Below are 19,580 nucleotides of genomic sequence, written 5' to 3' on the forward strand. Positions count from 1 at the left end.
AAATATGATCAAAGTTCTGATTGTTGACGACTCGCCGTTAATTCGTGGGTTGTTAAAAGAAATTTTAGGTCAGGCGGATGGTATTAAAGTCGTTGGCACCGCGGAAGACCCTTATGAAGCTAGAGAGCTCATTAAGTCTACTTCACCTGACGTATTAACTTTGGATATAGAAATGCCAAAAATGAATGGCATTAATTTTCTTAAAAATTTAATGCGCTTAAGGCCTATGCCTGTTGTGATGATCTCTACGTTGACCCAAGAGGGATCTCCCGCCACGATAGAAGCACTAGAATTAGGTGCCGTTGATTTTATTTCTAAGCCCACCAGCAATGTTGCTGATACCTTAATGTCTTATTCCGATTTACTGGTTAAGAAGATTAGAGTAGCGGCCGGTGCACGAGTGAGGGCTTTTAAAGCACCAAAACAGGAAAGCGAATTAGAAATTGGCCGTAATTATACATTTTCGCGTAATACTATTTTAGCCATAGGCGCCTCAACAGGGGGAACTGAAGCTATCAGAGAGGTGCTTATGCGATTACCAACACACGCGCCTCCTGTTGTTATCACACAACATATCCCACCAGTTTTCAGTACCTCATTCGCACAAAGAATGGATCGCACCTGTGCGGTATCAGTCAAAGAAGCGGAAGAGGGAGATGTTTTATTACCAGGTCATGTATTCATAGCACCGGGAGACAAACATCTTAAGGTGGCACACACAGCAACCGGATATGTCTGCCGATTAGATGATACTGAGCCTGTTAATCGTCATAAACCTTCCGTTGAAGTGTTATTTAACTCCCTTGTGCCAATGGGTAAGCATGTTTGTGCTGCTATGCTCACGGGAATGGGCAGTGATGGAGCAAAAGCAATGCTAGCTTTGAAAGCTGCAGGTGCTAAAACATTTGCACAAGATGAACTTAGCTGTGTGGTATGGGGAATGCCTAGAGCTGCGTACGAGCTTGGTGCAGTGCAAAGCCTAGTACCTTTGAGTAAAGTGACTGAAACCATGCTGAGCGCGGTTAAAAAGTAAGGATAGGAGCTAGTTTGCTCCTACCCAAAGCTGTTATTTTTCAATAACCCAAGGTTGTGAAAACCAATAATATCGTCCTGTGTCTTTGATTGAAGGTGCAGTACAGTTATATCGTGACCGTCCTATGGATAGTGCTTTCGGGGTTTGGATACGTACGCTGGTTTCTGATAGCCACGTCAGCTCAGCTTGCCCAACACCTGAAACGTAGCATGCAAATTGACTCTGATGAAAATCCTTATTGTTAAAATGCAACGTGATTGCTGGGGTTTTATTGTTCGTGACGCTATCAAGGTACTCTAATTTTTGTAGAGAGAACGCTTTGGTCTCGAGCTTAGTTTTTAATGTTTCTAAGTTGCTGTAGTTTCCCGATGCAGGAAAGCGAGCGATACGTGTAAAATCTGAAGAAATACCAACCGCACCAGAGTGTTGCCCAATACCAATAAGTCCAATCTCTGCTACTAGCTTTTGTAATTCATGATTAAATTCGCCGTACGGGTATGCGAGGTAGGGGTAATCGTGGCCAATCTCTTCTTTAATTCGCTGCTGTGACCATCTGATATCGTGCTCAACACGCGCACGCCACTGCGCCGCTGTTTCATCTTTTAGTTTGAGGTGGAGGTAATCGTGCTTAGCACTATGATTTGCGATAATAGCTCCACGTTTTGCTAATGCTCTCAGTTCATCCCACGTCATGACATAGCTTTTCTTTTCGTCAATAAGTTGAGGGTTGACGAAAATAGTATAGGGAAAGCCAAAAGATTCCAGGATCGGGGCGGCCGCAGTGATATTGTTTTCATAGCCATCATCAAAGGTGATAGCTAACGTTTTTTCTGCTAGAGACTTACCGGACTTCAGGCTATCTAACAAATGTGGTAAAGGTATCACCGAAAAACCATGTTCTTTAATGTGGTTAAGATGAGATTTAAAGGTTTCTTCACTCACGCTGGTGACCGCTGGGAGTTTCTCACTCACGTGATGATACTGTAAGATAACCGCACTCCAACTATTTGCTGAGAATAGGGCCAAACCAAAAATAATATGTTGTATCAATTTCTTAAATGCCATAAAGCGCAACATCTGAGCCTCTTACTACTTGCAGGTCCGATGATACTATCAAATATTACGGTGCCACTGTTAGGATTAGTCGATACGGCAGTAATTGGTCATATGGGGGATGCGCATTTTTTGGCTGGGATTGCGCTTGGCTCTAGCGCTATCTCGGTACTATTTTGGCTTGCAAGTTTTCTGCGAATGAGTACAACAGGAGTGATCGCTCAATCAAGCGGCCAGCAAGACCATGACAAGCTAATACGTTCACTATATACCAGTATGCTCATTGCGTTGCTCTTCGCCATGAGTTTGATTGTGTTATCTCCTATGCTGATCCAAGTTATTGCTCAGCTTTCAAATGCTTCTAGTGAAGTATTTGAGCAAGCAAAATTATATTTTCAGATCCGTGTATTTAGTGCGCCTGCAGCAATGTTAAATCTTGTGTTGCTGGGCTTTATGCTTGGGATGCATTACGGACGAGGACCATTCTATCTGGTGTTGTTCACAAACATAGTGAATATAGCTTTGGACATTTTATTTGTTGTCGGATTTGAGTGGGGAGTCGCAGGCGCAGCTTGGGCTTCACTGATTGCAGACTATTCGGCATTAGGCTTATCCTTGTTTTTGAGCGCATTGGTCGCAAGGCGTCACGGTATTGCATTGAAGTTCACTCTACCAAAGCGCGCCGAGTGGCTCAGTTTACTCACCTTGAATCGTGATATTTTTATTCGTTCCTTGATTTTACAACTCTGCTTTAGTTTCATGACTTTCTATGGCGCAAGGCTTGGTGAAATCACGCTAGCGGCTAACGCCGTATTGCTGAATTTTTTGATGTTAGTCAGCTTTGCGATGGACGGTATTGCTTATGCTGCGGAGGCAAAAGTCGGCAGAGCAAAAGGACAATGCTCGTTGGGGCAATTGCAATTATGGGTAAAAGTAAGCCTGTTTTGGGGGGCTGCATTTGCGCTTTTATACAGCGCTATTTTTTATCTAGCTGGTGGCTGGATCATTAGCTTATTAACCAATATCCCCGAAGTGATAACATTGGCAGGTACTTACTTACCTTGGTTGGTGCTATTACCTTTGATTGCCATGAGTTGCTTTTTGTTTGACGGTATCTTTGTTGGGCTTACTCGTGCTAAAGAAATGCGAAACAGCATGTTAGTTTCTGCGGTATTCGGTTTCTTCTTGCCGTTTTTGATTGCTTTGCCACTCGGTAACCATGCACTCTGGCTTGCAATGAGTTGTTTTATGGGGTTGCGTGGATTAACCTTGGCATATAAATATCATCAGCTCACTCGACAGGCTGCTTTACTCGAATAATGGGGCTATGTTAAGCAAATGGGTCGTTATCTTTTAGAGTTTGGCGGCGTTTTTCTCTAGCTTCGATAACTTGAGAAAAGCGATTAGCAAAAATACCAATATAACCGTAAAAGGCACAGCACAAACCAGGAACTAAAAGCACTAAACCTGCGATTTGAAAGCGATGATCTTGATAGTAACCCAGTGCGATAAAAGCACCAGCGAGTAACACAATAACAAGGCCAAAAAGGAAAAATTTGAGGCTTCGCTTAGGGTGAGACCCTAAGCGATAAATGAGGGTTTTGCTCATTAATAGTAAGAGTGCTCGCCGCGAGCGTGCTCCGTGATGTCACGTACGCCGTTGATTTCTTCAAACTTAGCGATCATCTCTTTTTCGATGCCTTCTTTTAATGTGACATCAATCATTGAGCAGCCGTTACAACCACCGCCGAATTGAAGTACAGCAATACCATCTGCGGTAATTTCTACTAGGCTAACTTGACCACCGTGATTGGCCAGTTGTGGATTTACTTCTGTCACAAGCATGTGCTCTACGCGCTCAGCAAGGCTCGCATCATCACGTAATCGTTTAGCTTTGGCATTTGGTGCCTTAAGCGTCAACTGACTCCCCATTTTATCGGTAACGAAGTCGATATCGGCTTCTTCTAAAAATGGTGCGCTTTCTTCATCAACGATGGCTTCAAAACCATTAAACGGTAAGCGGATATCGCTTTGTTCAACGGCATCTGCTGGGCAATATGACACGCCACACTCAGCTTGAGAGGTGCCTGGATTAACCACGAAAACTCTAATATTAGTGCCTTCAGCCTGATCGGCTAATAGTTTCGCGAAATGGCTTTGGGCAGAATCTGAAATATGGATCATAATTCGCTCTATACTTGACTAAATTACTCGGTTAATACGTATCATACTCTCCTCGTCGTGTTGTCGCTAGTGTTCGGCGTAAAAATTTGGCAATCGACGGTGCGCTTGTTAGCTTGAAAAGTAATCGGAATTAAAGGACATTATCATGCGGTTAATAAGCTGTATTATCGTGCTGTTGAGCTTTAGCTTGCAGGCCAAGCCCATTGCCTATTATTTTGGCGATGAAGTAAAATTTGATCCTACAATAACTACGCCAAAACAAGCATTTGGATATGAAGTTGGGCAGTGGCATTTGCGCCACGATCAAATCGTTAATTATCTACATACCCTTGCAAGTGAAAGCCCAAGGTTGAGTGTCGAAACAATCGGGTTTAGCCATGAGCGACGTCCTTTGTTACTCCTAAAAGCGAGCTCGCCACAAAACCAACAAAACTTGGCACGTATTCAGCAAGATCATATTGCTTCATTGAGCAGTAGCCAAAACCGTTCAGACCAGCCTGTTGTGATGTGGATGGGCTATAGCGTGCACGGTAATGAGTCTTCAGGAAGCAATGCCGCGGTACTCATGGCATATTATTTAGCTGCGGCGCAGGGCGAGTCAGTTACGCAGCTCCTTGATAATGCGGTGATATTGTTAGATCCAGCTTTGAACCCTGATGGCTTATCACGTTTTGCTACATGGGCAAACGCCAATAAGAGCATGTCTCTATCAACCGATCCTGCACATCGTGAGCATAATGAGTCTTGGCCTTCTAGTCGCACTAACCATTATTGGTTTGACCTCAATCGTGATTGGTTACTACTACAGCATCCTGAATCAAAAGCACGGATCAAAGCGTTCCATCGTTGGAAACCTAACGTACTGACCGATTTTCATGAAATGGGACCAAATAGTACGTATTTTTTCCAACCAGGGATCCCATCAAGGACTCACCCAATTACCCCATTACAAAACGTAGTGCTAACCAACGAGATTGGTAAGTTTCATGCCAAAGCTCTTGATGCGCAAGGGGAGTTATATTTTACTCAAGAGAGTTTTGATGACTTTTATTATGGCAAAGGTTCTACGTACCCCGACGTAAATGGTGCGGTTGGCATTTTATTCGAACAAGCGAGTAGTAGAGGGCATGCACAAGAAACTCAGTATGGCGTGTTGAGTTTTCCTGAAACGATTAAAAATCAGGTCACGACGAGTCTCTCGACATTTCAAGCCAGCACGACGCATCGACGCGCTTTACTTGATTATCAGCAGCAGTTTTATCAACAAGTGAACGAGCTTGCGAGTAAAGATGAAATCAACGGTTACGTTGTTGCTCGTGGCAAAGATAACTACCGTTTTCAAGCGGTTGTGGATTTATTGAAGCAGCATCAGATTGAGGTGAAATACCTCTCAAAAGCCAAAGAGGTTGATAACACCGAATATCAGCAAGGGGATTTATACATTCCACTAGCCCAGCCGCAATATCGCTTGATAAAAGCACTATTTAGCACACAGACACATTTTAAGGACAACACGTTCTATGATGTTTCAGGTTGGACGATGCCGTATGCTTATGATTTAGATTTTGCCGCAGTAAAAAGTGGCTGGGGTTTAAAGCTTCAAGGTGAATCGAGCACTGACTCAAATCTATTGGCTCCCGTTGCAGGAAGTTATGCCTACACCATAGAGTGGCATCATTACCTGGCGCCACAATTAGCAAATCGACTCTTACAGGCTGGAGTGAAAGTAGCAGCTGCAATGTCACCATTTTCAGCGTCAACCACCTCAGGCTCTCATGACTTTCAGGCCGGGACATTGGTGATTACAAGTGGTATTCAGCAGCAAGCGGACTGGTTTACTCAGCTTGAAACAATCGCCAGAGAGCTTTCACTTCCAGTATATAGTGTGACTACAGGCCTTACCCAAAGTGGCGTCGATTTTGGTTCAAGACAGATGCTGCAGCTGCAAAAGCCAGAAGTGCTCATCATAGGTGGTGCGGGTGTAAGTCAATATGAAGCGGGTGAGCTTTGGTATCATTTGGATAGGCATTTAAAACTTGCCCCGTCGATTGTGGAAAAGCAGCATATCGAGAAACTCGATCTTACGCGCTATACCCACATTTTATTGGCTGATGGTAAATATGGAGATTTAAGTGACAAGAGCAAAGCTAAGCTCTTGAGTTGGGTTGCTAAAGGCGGTGTGATTTGGGGGCAAAAGCGTGGTGCGCAGTGGCTAATCGAACAGCAGCTACTAGACGCTGAAATGGTTTCAAGCAAAGAAATGCGAGCCCAGTTTGACAGCAAAAATCTCACCTTTGCAGATCAAGATAGCCTTTCGGCAAAACAGCGGATTGCCGGCGCAATTTTTGATGCGCGTTTGGATTTAAGCCATCCTTTGTCTTTTGGCTTTGAGAACCAGGAATTACCTGTCTTTAAAAATAGCACTTGGGTGATGCATCGTAATAATAAACCATTTATCGAGTCGTTGACGTATACTAAAAAGCCTTTATTGGCAGGGTATGCTGATAATATTAACGTTGAACAGATCGCAGGTTCTTCTGTCTTGATTGCGTCAAAGTCTGGACGTGGAGTGGCTGTAGGAATGACTGACAATCCGGTATTTCGTGGCTTTTGGTTCGGTTCTAGCCGACTGCTAAATAACGCGTTGTTCTTTGCACACGGCATATAAGGTCCAGAACGGTTTATCTGTACAGCGAGATTTTTAGTGATTTGATTGATATCTATTGTCGTGATATCAAGCAAATAATACGCTTTTAAGCGTCGAATGGTGTGAGGCTGATAGCCATCGCCCACACCATTTTCGCCCCGTTTTGTTTACACACTTTTGCCGCTGCATTCATGGTCGCGCCTGTTGTGATCACATCCTCAAGCAATACGATATTTTTCCCCTCAACAGATTGGCTGAGCGCAAAGGCATTGTTTAAGTTACGTTTTCGTTTAGCCTTGGTCAGCTCAGATTGCGGCTTGGTGTGCTTTGTTCTTTTCAGTATCGTCTGGGTGAGTGGTAGCCCTTGCCAAATTTGCTCAACTTGGTTGTAACCTCGTCGGATTAACCGTCTTCGGTGTAGTGGCATACAACAAACAAGGTCTACGGGGAAAGCATCCTCTTCACTGAAGCGCTGCCATAGTGTTTGAGCCAGCAGGTTCAAGGCACATTGATACGCTTTGCTATGGTTAAACTTTACTCCTTGCAACCATGTGTTTATAGGCGTACGGTACCAACTCGCCACGGTTAACCCATCGCAGTCTTCAAGGCTAACCATGCGTTGAATATTGGGGTAATTAAGTAGATTAATCTCTTGATCCATAAAGTCTAAGCACGCTTGTAAGCAGTGTGGACAAAGCAAGGCTTCTGTTGTGCGTTGTTCACAACATACACAAGGCTGACACCACTTTTTAGGTAATAACCGATTAAGTTGGATCATTGCTTTCCATCCCGGGTTAGCTATCATGGCGTCAAGTTTGGTATAGAGAACAGATAAATGCAAAATGAAGTTGTGCTGCTCCATGGTTGGGGGATGAACAAAGCGGTGTGGCAGTTATGCGAGGAAGCCTTAGCACCTACAACAGCAATTAAAGCGGTCAATCTTCCTGGGTTTGGTGGTACACCAAGCGCCGAGGGCGATTATTCTCTTGAGCGTAACGCTTTACTTATTGCTGAGCAGCTGATGCCACAAAGCGTGTTGATAGGCTGGTCTTTGGGGGGCTTATTTGCATTGTATTTAGCTGCTCATTTTCCAGACAAAGTTAGCAAGGTTATTTTGGTCGCTTCAACGCCATTTTTTTGTGAGCAAGCTGATTGGCCCGGAATAGCCCCTAAGGTGCTAAACAACTTTGAGACTCAACTGCAAACCAATAGCGCAAAAACGATAGAAAGGTTTTTAGCTATTCAAGCGATGGGCAGTGAACATGCCAGAGAAGACATCAAACAACTCAAAGCGCTACTAGGCACACTGCCGGAAGCGGAGGCGAAAGCACTAGCTGGTGGACTGGAGATATTGAAATCGCAGGACTTACGTGATGAATTTTCACGGCTGCAACTCCCCATAATAGGCATATTCGGCCGTTTAGATTCTCTTGTTCCACAAGCGGCTGTAGAGAAAATGCAGGTACTCAATCCAAATTTTAAGGCTCATACGCTTGCAAAGGCCTCTCATGCGCCTTTTATCTCTCATAAAGAAGCCTTTTTATCACTCCTTAAATCAATTGTTTAGATATTTGGAATAATAAAGCGGCAAAAAATTGCCGCTTTTACTTTTCTTTGTTGATATTTTGCGCAATAATTAGTCAGTAAGAAAAGGTTTATCTAGGTGCGAATATGCCAATAGGTGATGTGTTAAATAATGGAATCGACGGTTATAACCGCGCTGCTCAGGGGATTGCCCAAGCAAGTGCTGATATTAACCGCGCTGCCATCGATCAACAAAGTGATTCTGAACGTGCATCTGGGCGGCAGTTGCAGGGTGCCAGCGCCGGTGAAGCTGTGACGGCTCCTGTGAGCGAAACCCCAAGCTTGACCGAATCCGTGGTAGCCTTAAAAGTTGAAGAATTTAACGCGAAAGCCAATGTGCAAACTATTCGCACTGCAGATGAAGTGCTAGGTACGTTGATTGATATTAAAGTGTAATGAACATAGTAACGCCACCACCGGCGATGAATTTAAACACTGCCAACGTGTACACCGAAACGGTTGTACGCGATAATCAGCTGCGTGAAGCGATCCCAAAACCTGCACCAACTAATCCTTCATTTACAGAAAACCGCAACCTTTCAGATTCTGAAAAAGGCCGCTCTTCTAATGTAGACGATGCAAAAGTTTACGGTTCTGATGGTAAAACAGAGCAAAGCAAAGCCATTCAAGGCAAAGAGCAAGGTGAAAAAGGCGAAGGCCAAGAAAAAGAAAAGAATGAACAAGAGCAGCAACAAACAGAGCAAGATGAGCAGGTCGTTCAAGAATTAAAATCTCGAGATAGAGAAGTCAGATTACATGAGCAGGCTCATGCCAGAGTAGGCGGGCAATATGCCGGATCACCGAGTTATGAATATCAGCGCGGTCCTGATGGCAATAACTACGCTATTGGCGGTGAGGTGATGATCGACGTTGCGCCGCTTGAAGGTGACCCGCAGGGCACGATTGAAAAAATGCAAACAGTGAGAGCGGCAGCATTAGCACCTGCAGAACCATCTGGCGCTGATAGAGCCATCGCAGCAGATGCGACTCAAAAACTCTCGGCGGCGCAGGCTGAGTTGGCGAAAGCTTCTATCAGTGGTGAAGAGCAAAGTGATAGCAAGCGGGTGCAAAACATTCAAACTCGCCGCTTGAGTGGTGAGCAGGCAAAAGCAGAGAGTGAAGAAGAGCAAGCCAAGCTGAAGCAGGATGCAGATCCTTACGCTGTTGCGATGCCAATTGAAGCTGACCCTGAAATCCAAGCAAGATCGCTCAGGATCTCAAATTTTTATCAACATGTAGCGATGCCTAATCAACCCGCATCGCTATCAGTGCAAATTTAACCGTAGGTATTGGCCTTCTCCTCCGCGGGTCATTGCAGTGAAAACGAGTTAAAACCCCCGACAAACGAAAAGCGCGACCAAGGCCGCGCTTTTCTTTGTTAGTTGCACTGTTGAAGTTACTTCTTCAGCTTTGCGAAGGCTTCAGCAAACGCATTACCCATCGCGGCGTTACCTGCATCTCGTGACTTTGGCTTAGAAGACTTAGACGCTGGTTTCCCTTTGTGCGGCTTCGCGTTTTGTTTTTGTGCTGGAGCTTGAGATATTTCATCGTTTAAGCGCATGGTAAAGCTAATGCGTTTACGAGGCACATCAACCTCAATCACTTTGACCTTAACGATATCTCCCGCTTTAACGACTTCACGCGGATCGGAAATAAACTTATCCGTGAGTGCTGAAATGTGAACAAGTCCATCTTGATGTACACCTACATCCACAAAAGCCCCAAAATTGGCAACGTTAGAGACCACACCTTCTAAAATCATACCGACTTTAAGATCTGTGATTGTTTCAACACCAGCTTTAAACTGCGCCGTTTTAAATTCTGGGCGAGGATCTCGGCCTGGCTTATCTAACTCTTTGATAATATCAGTGACCGTTGGTACCCCAAACTTATCATCTACATAGTCGTTTGCCACAAGGCCATTCAAGACTTCGCGATTACCGATAAGGGTATTCACTTCTAGATTTTGTTTTTTACAAATCGCTTTGACAACAGGGTAAGCTTCTGGGTGCACTGCCGATGCATCCAGTGGATCGTCGCCATTGGCGATACGTAAGAAACCAGCTGCTTGTTCAAATGCTTTAGGTCCTAATCGCTCAACTTTTTTAAGCGCTTTGCGATCCGTGAAAGAGCCATTTTCGTCGCGGTATTTTACGATGTTGCTGGCTAATGTTTTATTCAAACCCGAGACGCGCGTTAATAATGGTATCGATGCCGTGTTCACATCGACACCTACTGAGTTTACGCAGTCTTCGACCACAGCAGTTAGCGTTTGCCCTAGCTGGCTTTGAGAAACATCGTGCTGATATTGGCCAACACCGATTGATTTTGGTTCGATTTTCACAAGCTCTGCTAGCGGATCTTGTAATCTTCTTGCGATAGAAACGGCACCACGTAGAGATACATCAAGATCTGGAAATTCGTTTGCGGCAAATTCAGAGGCTGAGTACACCGATGCGCCAGCTTCACTCACCATGATTTTGTTGAGCTTTAATTCGGTAGCGCCTTTTAGCAGTTCTGCGGCCAGTTTGTCGGTTTCGCGAGACGCGGTTCCGTTACCGATAGCAATAAGCTCAACTTTGTATTGGCGGCACATTTGCTCTAGTGTCTTCAGCGACTTATCCCACTGGTTTTGAGGGGCATGAGGGTGGATAGTACTGGTTGCAATCAGTTTGCCTGTGGCATCGACAATGGCGACTTTACACCCGGTACGTAATCCCGGATCGATACCCATTGTCACTTTAGCACCAGCAGGCGCAGCCATCAGTAGATCTTTTAGGTTTTTCGCGAAAACTTCGATAGCGTCTAGCTCTGACTTTTCACGCATTGACCCTAAGAATTCGTTTTCCAAGTGCAGGGCGATTTTAATCTTCCATGCCCACTGGACCACACCCATTAACCAATCACTGGCAGCTTTACCAGAGACGGCTAGGCGGTAATGATCAGCAATAATCTGTGCACAAAATTGAGCGGCGTCTTCTGCGCTTGGTTCCGGGTTGATAGATAGTTGCAAAAAGCCTTCGTTACGTGCTCTTAGCATCGCCAGCGCGCGGTGTGATGGAATTTTATTTAGCAGCTCATTATGTTCAAAGTAGTCACGGTATTTACTTCCGGCCTCTTCTTTACCTGCAATGACTCTTGCTTCGATTTGCGCGTTGTCTTTAAGGTGTGCACGGAGTTTAGCAAGTAGCTTTGCGTCTTCTGCAAAACGCTCCATGAGAATGAACTTAGCGCCATCTAAAGCCGCTTTGCTGTCTGCAACGCCTTTGCTCTCATCAATGAAAGGAGTCGCTTGTTGTTCTGGGTCTAACGTTGGATCTGCAAATAAAGCGTCCGCTAGGGGTTCCAAACCTGCTTCTATCGCGATTTGGCCTTTTGTTCTGCGCTTTGGTTTGTATGGGAGATATAAATCTTCGAGTACGGTTTTGCTGTCAGCGGCTTGTATTTCTGCATTTAACTCGGCAGTGAGTTTACCCTGTTCATCGATGGTTTTTAAAATAAACTCGCGACGTTCATCAAGCTCTCGTAAGTAACCTAACCTTTGCTCAAGCAAACGCAGTTGAGTGTCATCTAAGCCACCCGTTACCTCTTTACGGTAACGTGCAATAAATGGAACGGTTGCCCCTTCGTCTAGCAAACTAATAGCAGCATTAACTTGCTGTTCTCTGGCGTTAAGCTCCGTTGCTAAACGTTGTGTGATATTGCTCATGCAAAATCCTTATACTCTTCTTAATCGGTCTGTGTTGCCTAGACAATACTCATCTTTGGCAAACAAAATTTAGCTCAATGTTATCATTGTTCGGTGTTTCTGCGATATTCGATTTGGTTGATATACCAAAGTCTTCGGCCATGCGGTGTGGTGACCGTAATTTCATCATCGACTTGTTTGCTTAGTAAAGCCCTAGCCATTGGCGCATCGATGGAGATATAGTCATTGCGTTCGTATATTTCATCAGGTCCAACAATTCGAAATGCACGAACCTCGCCTTCTTCGCTTTCCACTTCTACCCAAGCGCCAAAAAATACTTTACCTTCTTGTTCGGGACTATATTCCACGACTTTTAGTTCGGGCATACGCTTTCGTAAAAAGCGTACCCGTCTATCTATTTGCCTTAATAAACGTTTATTGAAGGTGTAGTCGGCATTTTCGGAGCGATCGCCTAAACTCGCTGCCCAATTCACAATTTTGGTGATCTCTGGGCGCTTTTCAAACCACAGGTGGTCATGTTCTTGCTGCAGTTGGCGGTATCCTTCGGGCGTGATCAAATTCGTTTTCATGTTTCTCAGGTATTTTGGGTTAAACCCTTGTAATGTTCGGTAACAATCTAGTATCAATGTATGGTGTCGAAAAGCACCAAATTCAATTATATTTAAGCATAATAATATCATGGTCCATTATCGCCATGAGCGTTAAATGAACAGGATGATGATTTGTGCACGAAATGCCTCAGATCAGCAAGCTTTAGTAAATTAATAAATAGAAGAAATATAAATGGGAAATGAAACCACCAAAGTGCTCGTAGTTGACGACGATATGCGTTTGCGCAGTCTTTTAGAGCGTTATCTCGTAGAGCAGGGATTTATCGTCCGCAGCGCAGCCAATTCTGAACAAATGGATAGACTACTTGAACGCGAAAATTTTCACTTGATGGTGTTAGATTTGATGCTTCCTGGAGAAGATGGCCTTTCCATCTGTCGTCGTTTAAGACAAAAAGAGAATGAGATCCCAATTGTCATGTTGACGGCGAAAGGTGACGAAGTTGACCGTATTATTGGTCTTGAGCTTGGCGCGGATGATTACATTCCAAAGCCTTTCAACCCAAGAGAACTGTTGGCGCGAATAAAAGCCATTCTTCGTCGTCGTGCCAAAGAAGTACCAGGTGCGCCTGCGGCAGAAGAAAATGAAGTGAGCTTTGGTAACTTTACCCTTAATTTAGCGACGCGAGAGATGCAACATGGGGAAGCGACAATTTCACTTACCTCAGGTGAGTTTGCGGTACTTAAAGCACTGGTGAGTCACCCTCGAGAGCCGCTTAGTCGAGATAAGTTAATGAACCTTGCTAGAGGGCGTGATTATAGCGCACTTGAGCGTAGCATTGACGTTCAGGTTTCGCGCTTGCGTCGTATGATTGAAGATGACGCCTCTAATCCTCGCTATATACAAACGGTTTGGGGTCTTGGGTACGTATTTGTGCCTGACGGCGTGAAGTAGCCAGCATGTTACCTCGTAGTGCATTCGGGCAAACCGTCTTCTTTGTCGGCGCGTTACTATTGATAAATCAAGTCGTGTCTTACATTACCGTTACCTTATACGTCTTCAAACCAACTTTTGAACAAGTGAATCTGATGCTTGCTAAGCAGGTTAAAACGGTTTTCATTGATTGGGAGAATGGTGTTGAAGTTGATAACAGTGTATCTCGCAAATTCTTCGAGATAACGGGTATTGAGGTGATGACACAAAGAGAGGCCTATGTAAATGGGCTGGGGCAGGCCAAAGAATATACATTGCTGTCTCGTAGTATGTCGGAGCAACTTAATGGTTCTGCGCGAGTCAGGATAAGCCAAGGAGATCCGGTTGTTTATTGGGTCGAAGCACCGCAAGCGCCAGGGTATTGGGTAAGAGTACCGCTTAGTGGACTCAGTGAAACAAAAATGGAGTTTTTAGTTTTTTACCTCTCCAGTATTGGCTTTTTAAGTGTGTTAGGGGGGTGGCTTTTTGCTAGGCATCTCAACAAACCGCTAAAATCGCTACAAATTGCAGCTAGTCGAGTAGGCGTCGGAGATTTTTCAACACGTCTTGTCGAAGAAGGGTCCACGGAAGTCATAGAGGTGACTCGGGCGTTTAACAAAATGTCTAAGGGGATCGCAGACCTAGAAAGTGATAGGCGACTGTTAATGGCTGGTGTGTCGCACGATTTACGTACACCCTTAACCCGAATTCGTCTAGCAACTGAAATGATGTCGGATGAAGAAGACTACCTGCGCGAGGGAATAATCGACGATATTGAAGATATGAATGCGATTATAGACCAATTCATCGAATATCTCCGTCATCACAACGGTGCAGAAATGTCGGCTGACGACGTTAACACGGTTATTGAAGAAGTCGTTCATGCAGAGCAGCAGCATCAGCGACCAATTCACTTGCAAGCAGAGGAATACTTACCTGCGGTGATGATGAATGCTGTTGCGTTAAAGCGGGTGTTCACTAACATGATTGAAAATGCGATCCGTTACTCTGAACAAGATATTGAGGTGACGACAGAGTACAGCCCCAAGCACCGTGCTGTTATCGTAAAAGTAATGGACAGAGGGCCCGGTATCCCTGAGTCAGAGTTAGAGTCTGTATTTGAACCATTTAAACAGGGAGATCAGGCTAGAGGGAGTGAGGGAAGTGGCTTAGGGCTTGCCATTATCAAACGTATCGTGACCACACACGGCGGTAAAGTAAGACTACGAAATCGAGATGGCGGTGGTCTGATCGCGGAGGTTTCTTTGCCAGCTTACCGTGGTAAACTTGAGGAAAATAACAATTAATAAACTTTAACGGCTTGAGGTATAACACTGGTTTTTCCGGGCCGTTAAGTAATAGTAAGGAATGCTATTGTGGCTATAGAAGTATCCAGCGCACGATTGATCCCTGTTTTGAGGCGTATTGTCGCTGTCAAAAAGTTTGCCAAACTCCACCCAACGCTCATTCCCTTTATGCTCTATCTGGCCGTCAGTGGTATCGCTCTGTTTTATGTTGCTCGTTTGCTTAATTCGTTTGGGTTTTCTGCACTGAAGCACATAGGGATAAGTGACTTTTTAACCGTGATCATGACTAATTTTTTATTTCTACCGGCATTTACTTTCGTTGTCTTCAGCTTACTCACGATAATCAGGCAAGATAAAAAGCTTGTTCAGGTTAAGTTTCTTGGCGTTGATAAGTTGAACTATATAGTTAACCAGCCACTCTATAATTTTCCACTTTCCACAACGATTATTACTACGCTTATTTTGTCTACATATGCGGCTGATTACGCAGCAAAAAGTGCTGTAAGAGACGTAAAGGCTTTGCAGCGTGGAAACACTGATATTTATTTAAGTTATCCGATAGATTGGTTTGGCGAACAAGTAATGGCAATTCCTTCAGTTGTAATTGTGTTGTCGACTTCACGATATACTTTTATATATCACCCTGAAACAAAAAAGGCGGTGGCCATTCCCGATGCGAATTTAGGTAGCATTACTACACTCTCGGCTTCAGGGGGAGGGAAATGAAAAAAATTACCAATGACGCTGAATATTACGCTTGGTTCGATGAAGTAAGTAAAAAGACCGCAAAATTTATTTATGAACAACCTGGTGTTCTTATTACTTTGGGATATCTGACACTAAATTTGGCAGGCTTCGTGTATCTTACTTCTTTATTCAATGCTTTTTCTATCGAGATCATCAAATATATGGAACTTAGCGACTTATTGATGTCATTCTTGGCAGAGCCAGATATTCTTTTTGCAACATCTTGCGCAATTGCAGTGGGAGGAGGAGTGGCTTATGTAGTGAGTAAATTCGATAGAAAGCGGGCTCAGGTTAAAGAGCTTAAGGGGTGGAAAAGCTGGCTCTTGAGCCACCGTATTTTATATCGACTCAATCCTTTCTATAGTTTAGTTGTTGTAGCTATGCTTATTTATCCAAATGCATACGCTGGACTATTGGACTATTGGACTATTGGGCTCTTGGAACGCTGAGAGTATAAAAGAAGGTAATGGTAAGCTATACAACTTCGATTTAATTAACTCGATTAGCCTTGATCAACAAAAAAGGCGTCATTTTCAAGATATGCAAATCATACTGGAGTCTGAACGCTATGTTTTTCTCTATGAAAAATCTAAAAATCGTTCAGTGATCCTATCGAGAGATAATATCGCGAGTATTCAGATAGTTGCGCAGGGTGTGGATAATTGATGCGAAGCATATCGAAGAAGGTGCCATATCGTGATTTGACCTATACCCAAAATGTTTTAACAAATGCTCAGTTGGTTCAATTAAAGTGCATCATTGCAACAAGCTTTTCCAATGTAGAGGTAGAGCATTACTTTGCACTGTACTTTGAAAAAGGTGAAAGTACAAAGCGCAGACTTCGGTTGTTTTTATCAGGCGGTGACATTGTCGGCTATTGCTTATTGACCTTTGATGATAGCAACAAGGATGTTTGTATTGTTGGCGCTTCAGCTGCATTTTTACCTGACTTTAGAGGGAAAAACAGCACCTTTAGGTTTTCTCTTATAGAAGTATTAAAACGTTATATACGTAACCCACGTAGAAAACTTTTATATGCAGATACTATGCTCAGCCCCGCTATGTTCAGGGCGATGGCAAAAAATATCGCCGAAGTTTATCCAAATAACTTACCTCAAAATAGTGCGATAGCAACGCTCTATGACACCATTAACCCGAGTGGTTTGGTAAGCCCTCATAATGGCCTAAGGTGTTTGAAGGCTGTTGGACGCAAAACCAATTACAGCGAGGCTGAAATCGCACGCTTTAGAGAAAGCAGCAAAACTGAGATTGCACTTTACTGCAGTGTTAATCCTGACTTTGATAAGGGAATTGCGCTTGTTGTTATCATTCCTATTTCGCTTACACAATTTATCTTAACACTAAAGAAAATATTATCGAGTAGAGTATCTGGTGTGTTAGGGCGAGGATAAGTACCGTCGCTAGATATGTGTTATTGCTTCTAAGTCTGTCAAAAGGTCTTAGCCGATTAAGCTGGTTTAACTTTATGATATATCTACTTTTTCCTTAATATTTACTAAGCTGAATTCAGTTCCTATTGTGCACTACTGAAGAGTAAGTTCGATTTCCCAAGCAACGTTTTATTGTTTTCAATGTGTTGATTTAATGTTTTATTTATGTAAGTCTTTTGGGTGATAGTTAACTTAATATAAAAGGAAAATTGTATGAATAAGCTATTACCCGCAGTTGCTTTACTTGTGGCAACTTTAACTATGAGCAATCAAGCACATGCCAATGAAAAAAATGTGACAGTTGGTGAGTTTGGCGAAATTAGTGCTAATGGAGATATTGGCACTGCATCTATGTCTATTCCAGAGTTTAAGCAGTACTTTCGGTATATTATAGACACGGACGAAGTCGCTAATATCACTTCACAATGTCGTATCTTGACTTACGTATACCATGATATTGATTTTAATTATATATACCCTGTTGAGTTTCGAATTGAGGCATACTCAAAGACTAAGCTTTATAAAACCTATAAAGGCCAAAGAGGACGCTTTCCTTCTGAGCAACGGCTATGTAATTGATTAAAAAGCTTTAGCGTAAAACAATAAACCCACTTGAAGTGGGTTTTTGGATCAAAAAAACGCCCAAACAAGGGGCGCTTTTGATAAAGGAATCTTTCTTAGGTTAGCCGCGAGGACCTGCTGCTTTGATTGCTTCAGAAACATCGTATTTAGCGAAGTTTTCTTTGAAGTCAGTCGCAAGTTTAGCTGCATATTCCGCATACTTAGCCTGATCTTGCCATGTATTTACCGGATTAAGTAGCTTGCTATCAACACCTTCCACTGCCACTGGTACATCTAAATTTAGTGCCTCAATGTGCTGTGTCTCAACGCCCTCTAATGTATCGTTTACGATTGCATCAATCACGGCGCGAGTTGTTGGAATGTCAAAACGCTTACCAATGCCATAAGGACCACCAGTCCAACCTGTGTTTACTAGGTAAACTTTAGCGCCAAACTCACGCACGCGTTTCATTAGTAGCTCAGCGTACACGCCTGCTGGACGCGGGAAGAAAGGAGCACCAAAACAAGTTGAGAAAGTTGATTCGATATCAGAGGTTGAACCAATCTCAGTTGAGCCTACTTTCGCCGTGTAACCACTAAGGAAGTGATAAGCCGCAGCTTCTTCACTTAGGATTGAAACTGGAGGTAATACGCCGCTCACGTCACAAGTTAAGAATACAACTGCACGAGGCTCGCCCGCGCGGTTTTCAACTTTACGCTTTTCAACATGCTCAAGAGGGTAAGCTGCACGCGTATTTTGCGTTAAGCTTGAATCGGTATAGTCAGGAGTACGCGTTTCATCTAGCACGACGTTTTCTAAAATAGTACCAAAACGGATTGCATCCCAAATAACTGGCTCGTTCTTTTGTGACAGGTCGATACATTTCGCATAACAACCGCCTTCAATGTTGAATACGCTACCTGGCGCCCAACCGTGCTCATCATCACCGATAAGAAAACGCTTAGGATCCGCAGAAAGCGTAGTTTTACCTGTTCCTGATAGACCAAAGAATAACGTTGTGTCGCCAGCTTCACCTACGTTTGCACTACAGTGCATAGGTAGCACGCCTTTTGCTGGTAGTAAGAAGTTTTGTACAGAGAACATCGACTTCTTCATTTCACCGGCGTAATGCATACCTGCGATTAGCACTTTGCGCTGTGCAAAGTTGATGATAACGGTACCATCGCTATTTGTGCCATCACGCTCAGGATCACAAACAAAAGAAGGAACGTTCATCACCTGCCATTCAGGTAAATCAGTTTTGTTATAAGAGTTAGGTTCGATAAACATGTTTTTAGCGAAAATGTGATGCCAAGCAGTTTCAGTCGTTACAACGACTGGTAAATAGTGCTCTGGATCCGCACCGACTTCTAAGTGAGAGACGAAGTGGTCATTTTCAAGAACGTGCGCTTCTACGCGAGCCCATAAAGCATCAAACTTAGCACCTTCGAATGGGCGGTTTACGTTACCCCATTGGATGTCATTTTCTGTGCTTGATTCTTTTACGATGAAACGGTCGTTTGGTGAACGTCCAGTACGACGACCAGTTTTTGCAACAAAAGCTCCATTTGCGGCTAAAGTGCCCTCGCCACGACGGATAGCGTGTTCGACAAGTTCAGCTGCGGTTAAATCGACAAAACGAGTAGCGCTTGAAGTCATGTTTATACCTAAAAAGTGAGAGTTGAACGGGATAGCTCTGGGGTACTCTTGCCCTTAGCTAAATTTATAGTAACAGATGAAATTGAGATATTCGAGCCTTTAGAGTGCTTAAAATTACATAAA

20 protein-coding genes are annotated in these 19,580 nt (G+C 43.7%); 13 read left to right on the forward strand and 7 right to left on the reverse strand.

The features are described from left to right. Positions 1-4: 4 nt before the first annotated feature. Positions 5-1,033 carry a chemotaxis response regulator protein-glutamate methylesterase gene (locus tag EXT47_RS01500; protein WP_039490870.1) on the forward strand — a complete coding sequence of 343 codons (1,029 nt, stop codon included), beginning with the start codon at positions 5-7 and terminating at the stop codon, positions 1,031-1,033. A 33-nt stretch (positions 1,034-1,066) separates the two neighbouring features. Here EXT47_RS01500 and EXT47_RS01505 read toward each other — a convergent pair whose 3' ends face one another. Beyond that, positions 1,067-2,110 carry a polysaccharide deacetylase family protein gene (locus EXT47_RS01505; protein WP_039490872.1) on the reverse strand — a complete coding sequence of 348 codons (1,044 nt, stop codon included), beginning with the start codon at positions 2,108-2,110 and terminating at the stop codon, positions 1,067-1,069. Between the two features lie 27 nt (positions 2,111-2,137). On the opposite strand from EXT47_RS01505, the gene EXT47_RS01510 reads away from it, so the two are divergent. Next, complete coding sequence (locus EXT47_RS01510) at positions 2,138-3,406, forward strand: MATE family efflux transporter (RefSeq protein WP_130125764.1); 1,269 nt, start codon at positions 2,138-2,140, stop codon at positions 3,404-3,406. Between the two features lie 10 nt (positions 3,407-3,416). Here the strand turns inward: EXT47_RS01510 and EXT47_RS01515 are convergent, their stop codons facing one another. After that, complete coding sequence (locus EXT47_RS01515; RefSeq protein WP_130125765.1) at positions 3,417-3,695, reverse strand: hypothetical protein; 279 nt, start codon at positions 3,693-3,695, stop codon at positions 3,417-3,419. After that, positions 3,695-4,270, reverse strand: a complete 576-nt coding sequence (gene nfuA / locus EXT47_RS01520; RefSeq protein ID WP_010378467.1) for a Fe-S biogenesis protein NfuA — start codon at positions 4,268-4,270, stop codon at positions 3,695-3,697. The genes EXT47_RS01515 and nfuA overlap by 1 nt, the downstream gene beginning before the upstream one ends. 145 nt (positions 4,271-4,415) lie before the next feature. On the opposite strand from nfuA, the gene EXT47_RS01525 reads away from it, so the two are divergent. Further along, the gene (locus EXT47_RS01525; RefSeq protein WP_130125766.1) at positions 4,416-6,938 is read left to right on the forward strand and encodes a M14 metallopeptidase family protein; all 2,523 of its coding nucleotides are present in this window, start codon (positions 4,416-4,418) and stop codon (positions 6,936-6,938) included. A gap of 85 nt (positions 6,939-7,023) precedes the next feature. Here EXT47_RS01525 and EXT47_RS01530 read toward each other — a convergent pair whose 3' ends face one another. Next, complete coding sequence (locus tag EXT47_RS01530; RefSeq protein ID WP_130125767.1) at positions 7,024-7,695, reverse strand: ComF family protein; 672 nt, start codon at positions 7,693-7,695, stop codon at positions 7,024-7,026. Positions 7,696-7,752: 57 nt separating this feature from the next. Between EXT47_RS01530 and bioH the strand changes: the two genes are divergently transcribed. The 3 genes from bioH (at position 7,753) to EXT47_RS01545 (ending at position 9,781) form a co-directional block, all read left to right on the forward strand. Next, positions 7,753-8,484, forward strand: coding sequence for a pimeloyl-ACP methyl ester esterase BioH (gene bioH / locus EXT47_RS01535; protein ID WP_130125768.1), 732 nt, complete (start codon positions 7,753-7,755; stop codon positions 8,482-8,484). A gap of 104 nt (positions 8,485-8,588) precedes the next feature. Further along, positions 8,589-8,897: a hypothetical protein gene (locus tag EXT47_RS01540; protein WP_010378475.1), complete on the forward strand. Its 309-nt coding sequence runs from the start codon at positions 8,589-8,591 to the stop codon at positions 8,895-8,897. Then, positions 8,897-9,781 (forward strand): putative metalloprotease CJM1_0395 family protein, encoded by an 885-nt coding sequence (locus EXT47_RS01545; protein ID WP_130125769.1) that lies wholly within the window; start codon positions 8,897-8,899, stop codon positions 9,779-9,781. The genes EXT47_RS01540 and EXT47_RS01545 overlap by 1 nt, the downstream gene beginning before the upstream one ends. Before the next feature lie 116 nt (positions 9,782-9,897). Here the strand turns inward: EXT47_RS01545 and EXT47_RS01550 are convergent, their stop codons facing one another. Further along, positions 9,898-12,210: a Tex family protein gene (locus tag EXT47_RS01550; RefSeq protein WP_130125770.1), complete on the reverse strand. Its 2,313-nt coding sequence runs from the start codon at positions 12,208-12,210 to the stop codon at positions 9,898-9,900. An 83-nt stretch (positions 12,211-12,293) separates the two neighbouring features. After that, complete coding sequence (gene greB, locus EXT47_RS01555) at positions 12,294-12,779, reverse strand: transcription elongation factor GreB (protein ID WP_010378480.1); 486 nt, start codon at positions 12,777-12,779, stop codon at positions 12,294-12,296. A gap of 214 nt (positions 12,780-12,993) precedes the next feature. Between greB and ompR the strand changes: the two genes are divergently transcribed. The 7 genes from ompR to EXT47_RS01585 all read left to right on the forward strand — a co-directional run bounded on the left by ompR (position 12,994) and on the right by EXT47_RS01585 (position 17,815). Then, positions 12,994-13,713 carry a two-component system response regulator OmpR gene (gene ompR, locus EXT47_RS01560; protein ID WP_010378483.1) on the forward strand — a complete coding sequence of 240 codons (720 nt, stop codon included), beginning with the start codon at positions 12,994-12,996 and terminating at the stop codon, positions 13,711-13,713. A gap of 5 nt (positions 13,714-13,718) precedes the next feature. Then, on the forward strand, positions 13,719-15,038 hold the full coding sequence (gene envZ / locus EXT47_RS01565; RefSeq protein WP_045988271.1) for a two-component system sensor histidine kinase EnvZ: 1,320 nt from the start codon (positions 13,719-13,721) through the stop codon (positions 15,036-15,038). 69 nt (positions 15,039-15,107) lie between these two features. After that, on the forward strand, positions 15,108-15,764 hold the full coding sequence (locus EXT47_RS01570) for a hypothetical protein (RefSeq protein WP_130125771.1): 657 nt from the start codon (positions 15,108-15,110) through the stop codon (positions 15,762-15,764). Continuing rightward, on the forward strand, positions 15,761-16,234 hold the full coding sequence (locus tag EXT47_RS01575; protein WP_130125772.1) for a hypothetical protein: 474 nt from the start codon (positions 15,761-15,763) through the stop codon (positions 16,232-16,234). Before EXT47_RS01570 ends, EXT47_RS01575 begins: the two co-directional genes overlap by 4 nt. A gap of 91 nt (positions 16,235-16,325) precedes the next feature. Next, the gene (locus EXT47_RS24175) at positions 16,326-16,451 is read left to right on the forward strand and encodes a hypothetical protein (RefSeq protein ID WP_276319731.1); all 126 of its coding nucleotides are present in this window, start codon (positions 16,326-16,328) and stop codon (positions 16,449-16,451) included. Continuing rightward, positions 16,451-17,197: a hypothetical protein gene (locus EXT47_RS01580; RefSeq protein WP_223193818.1), complete on the forward strand. Its 747-nt coding sequence runs from the start codon at positions 16,451-16,453 to the stop codon at positions 17,195-17,197. The genes EXT47_RS24175 and EXT47_RS01580 overlap by 1 nt, the downstream gene beginning before the upstream one ends. Positions 17,198-17,449: 252 nt before the next feature. Further along, positions 17,450-17,815 carry a hypothetical protein gene (locus EXT47_RS01585; RefSeq protein ID WP_039490895.1) on the forward strand — a complete coding sequence of 122 codons (366 nt, stop codon included), beginning with the start codon at positions 17,450-17,452 and terminating at the stop codon, positions 17,813-17,815. Between the two features lie 103 nt (positions 17,816-17,918). On the opposite strand, the gene EXT47_RS01590 is transcribed toward EXT47_RS01585, so the two are convergent. After that, positions 17,919-19,457: a phosphoenolpyruvate carboxykinase gene (locus EXT47_RS01590; protein WP_130125773.1), complete on the reverse strand. Its 1,539-nt coding sequence runs from the start codon at positions 19,455-19,457 to the stop codon at positions 17,919-17,921. Positions 19,458-19,580: the final 123 nt, after the last annotated feature.

This window comes from Pseudoalteromonas sp. CO342X (assembly GCF_004208915.1).
Classification (GTDB): Bacteria; Pseudomonadota; Gammaproteobacteria; order Enterobacterales; family Alteromonadaceae; genus Pseudoalteromonas; species Pseudoalteromonas maricaloris.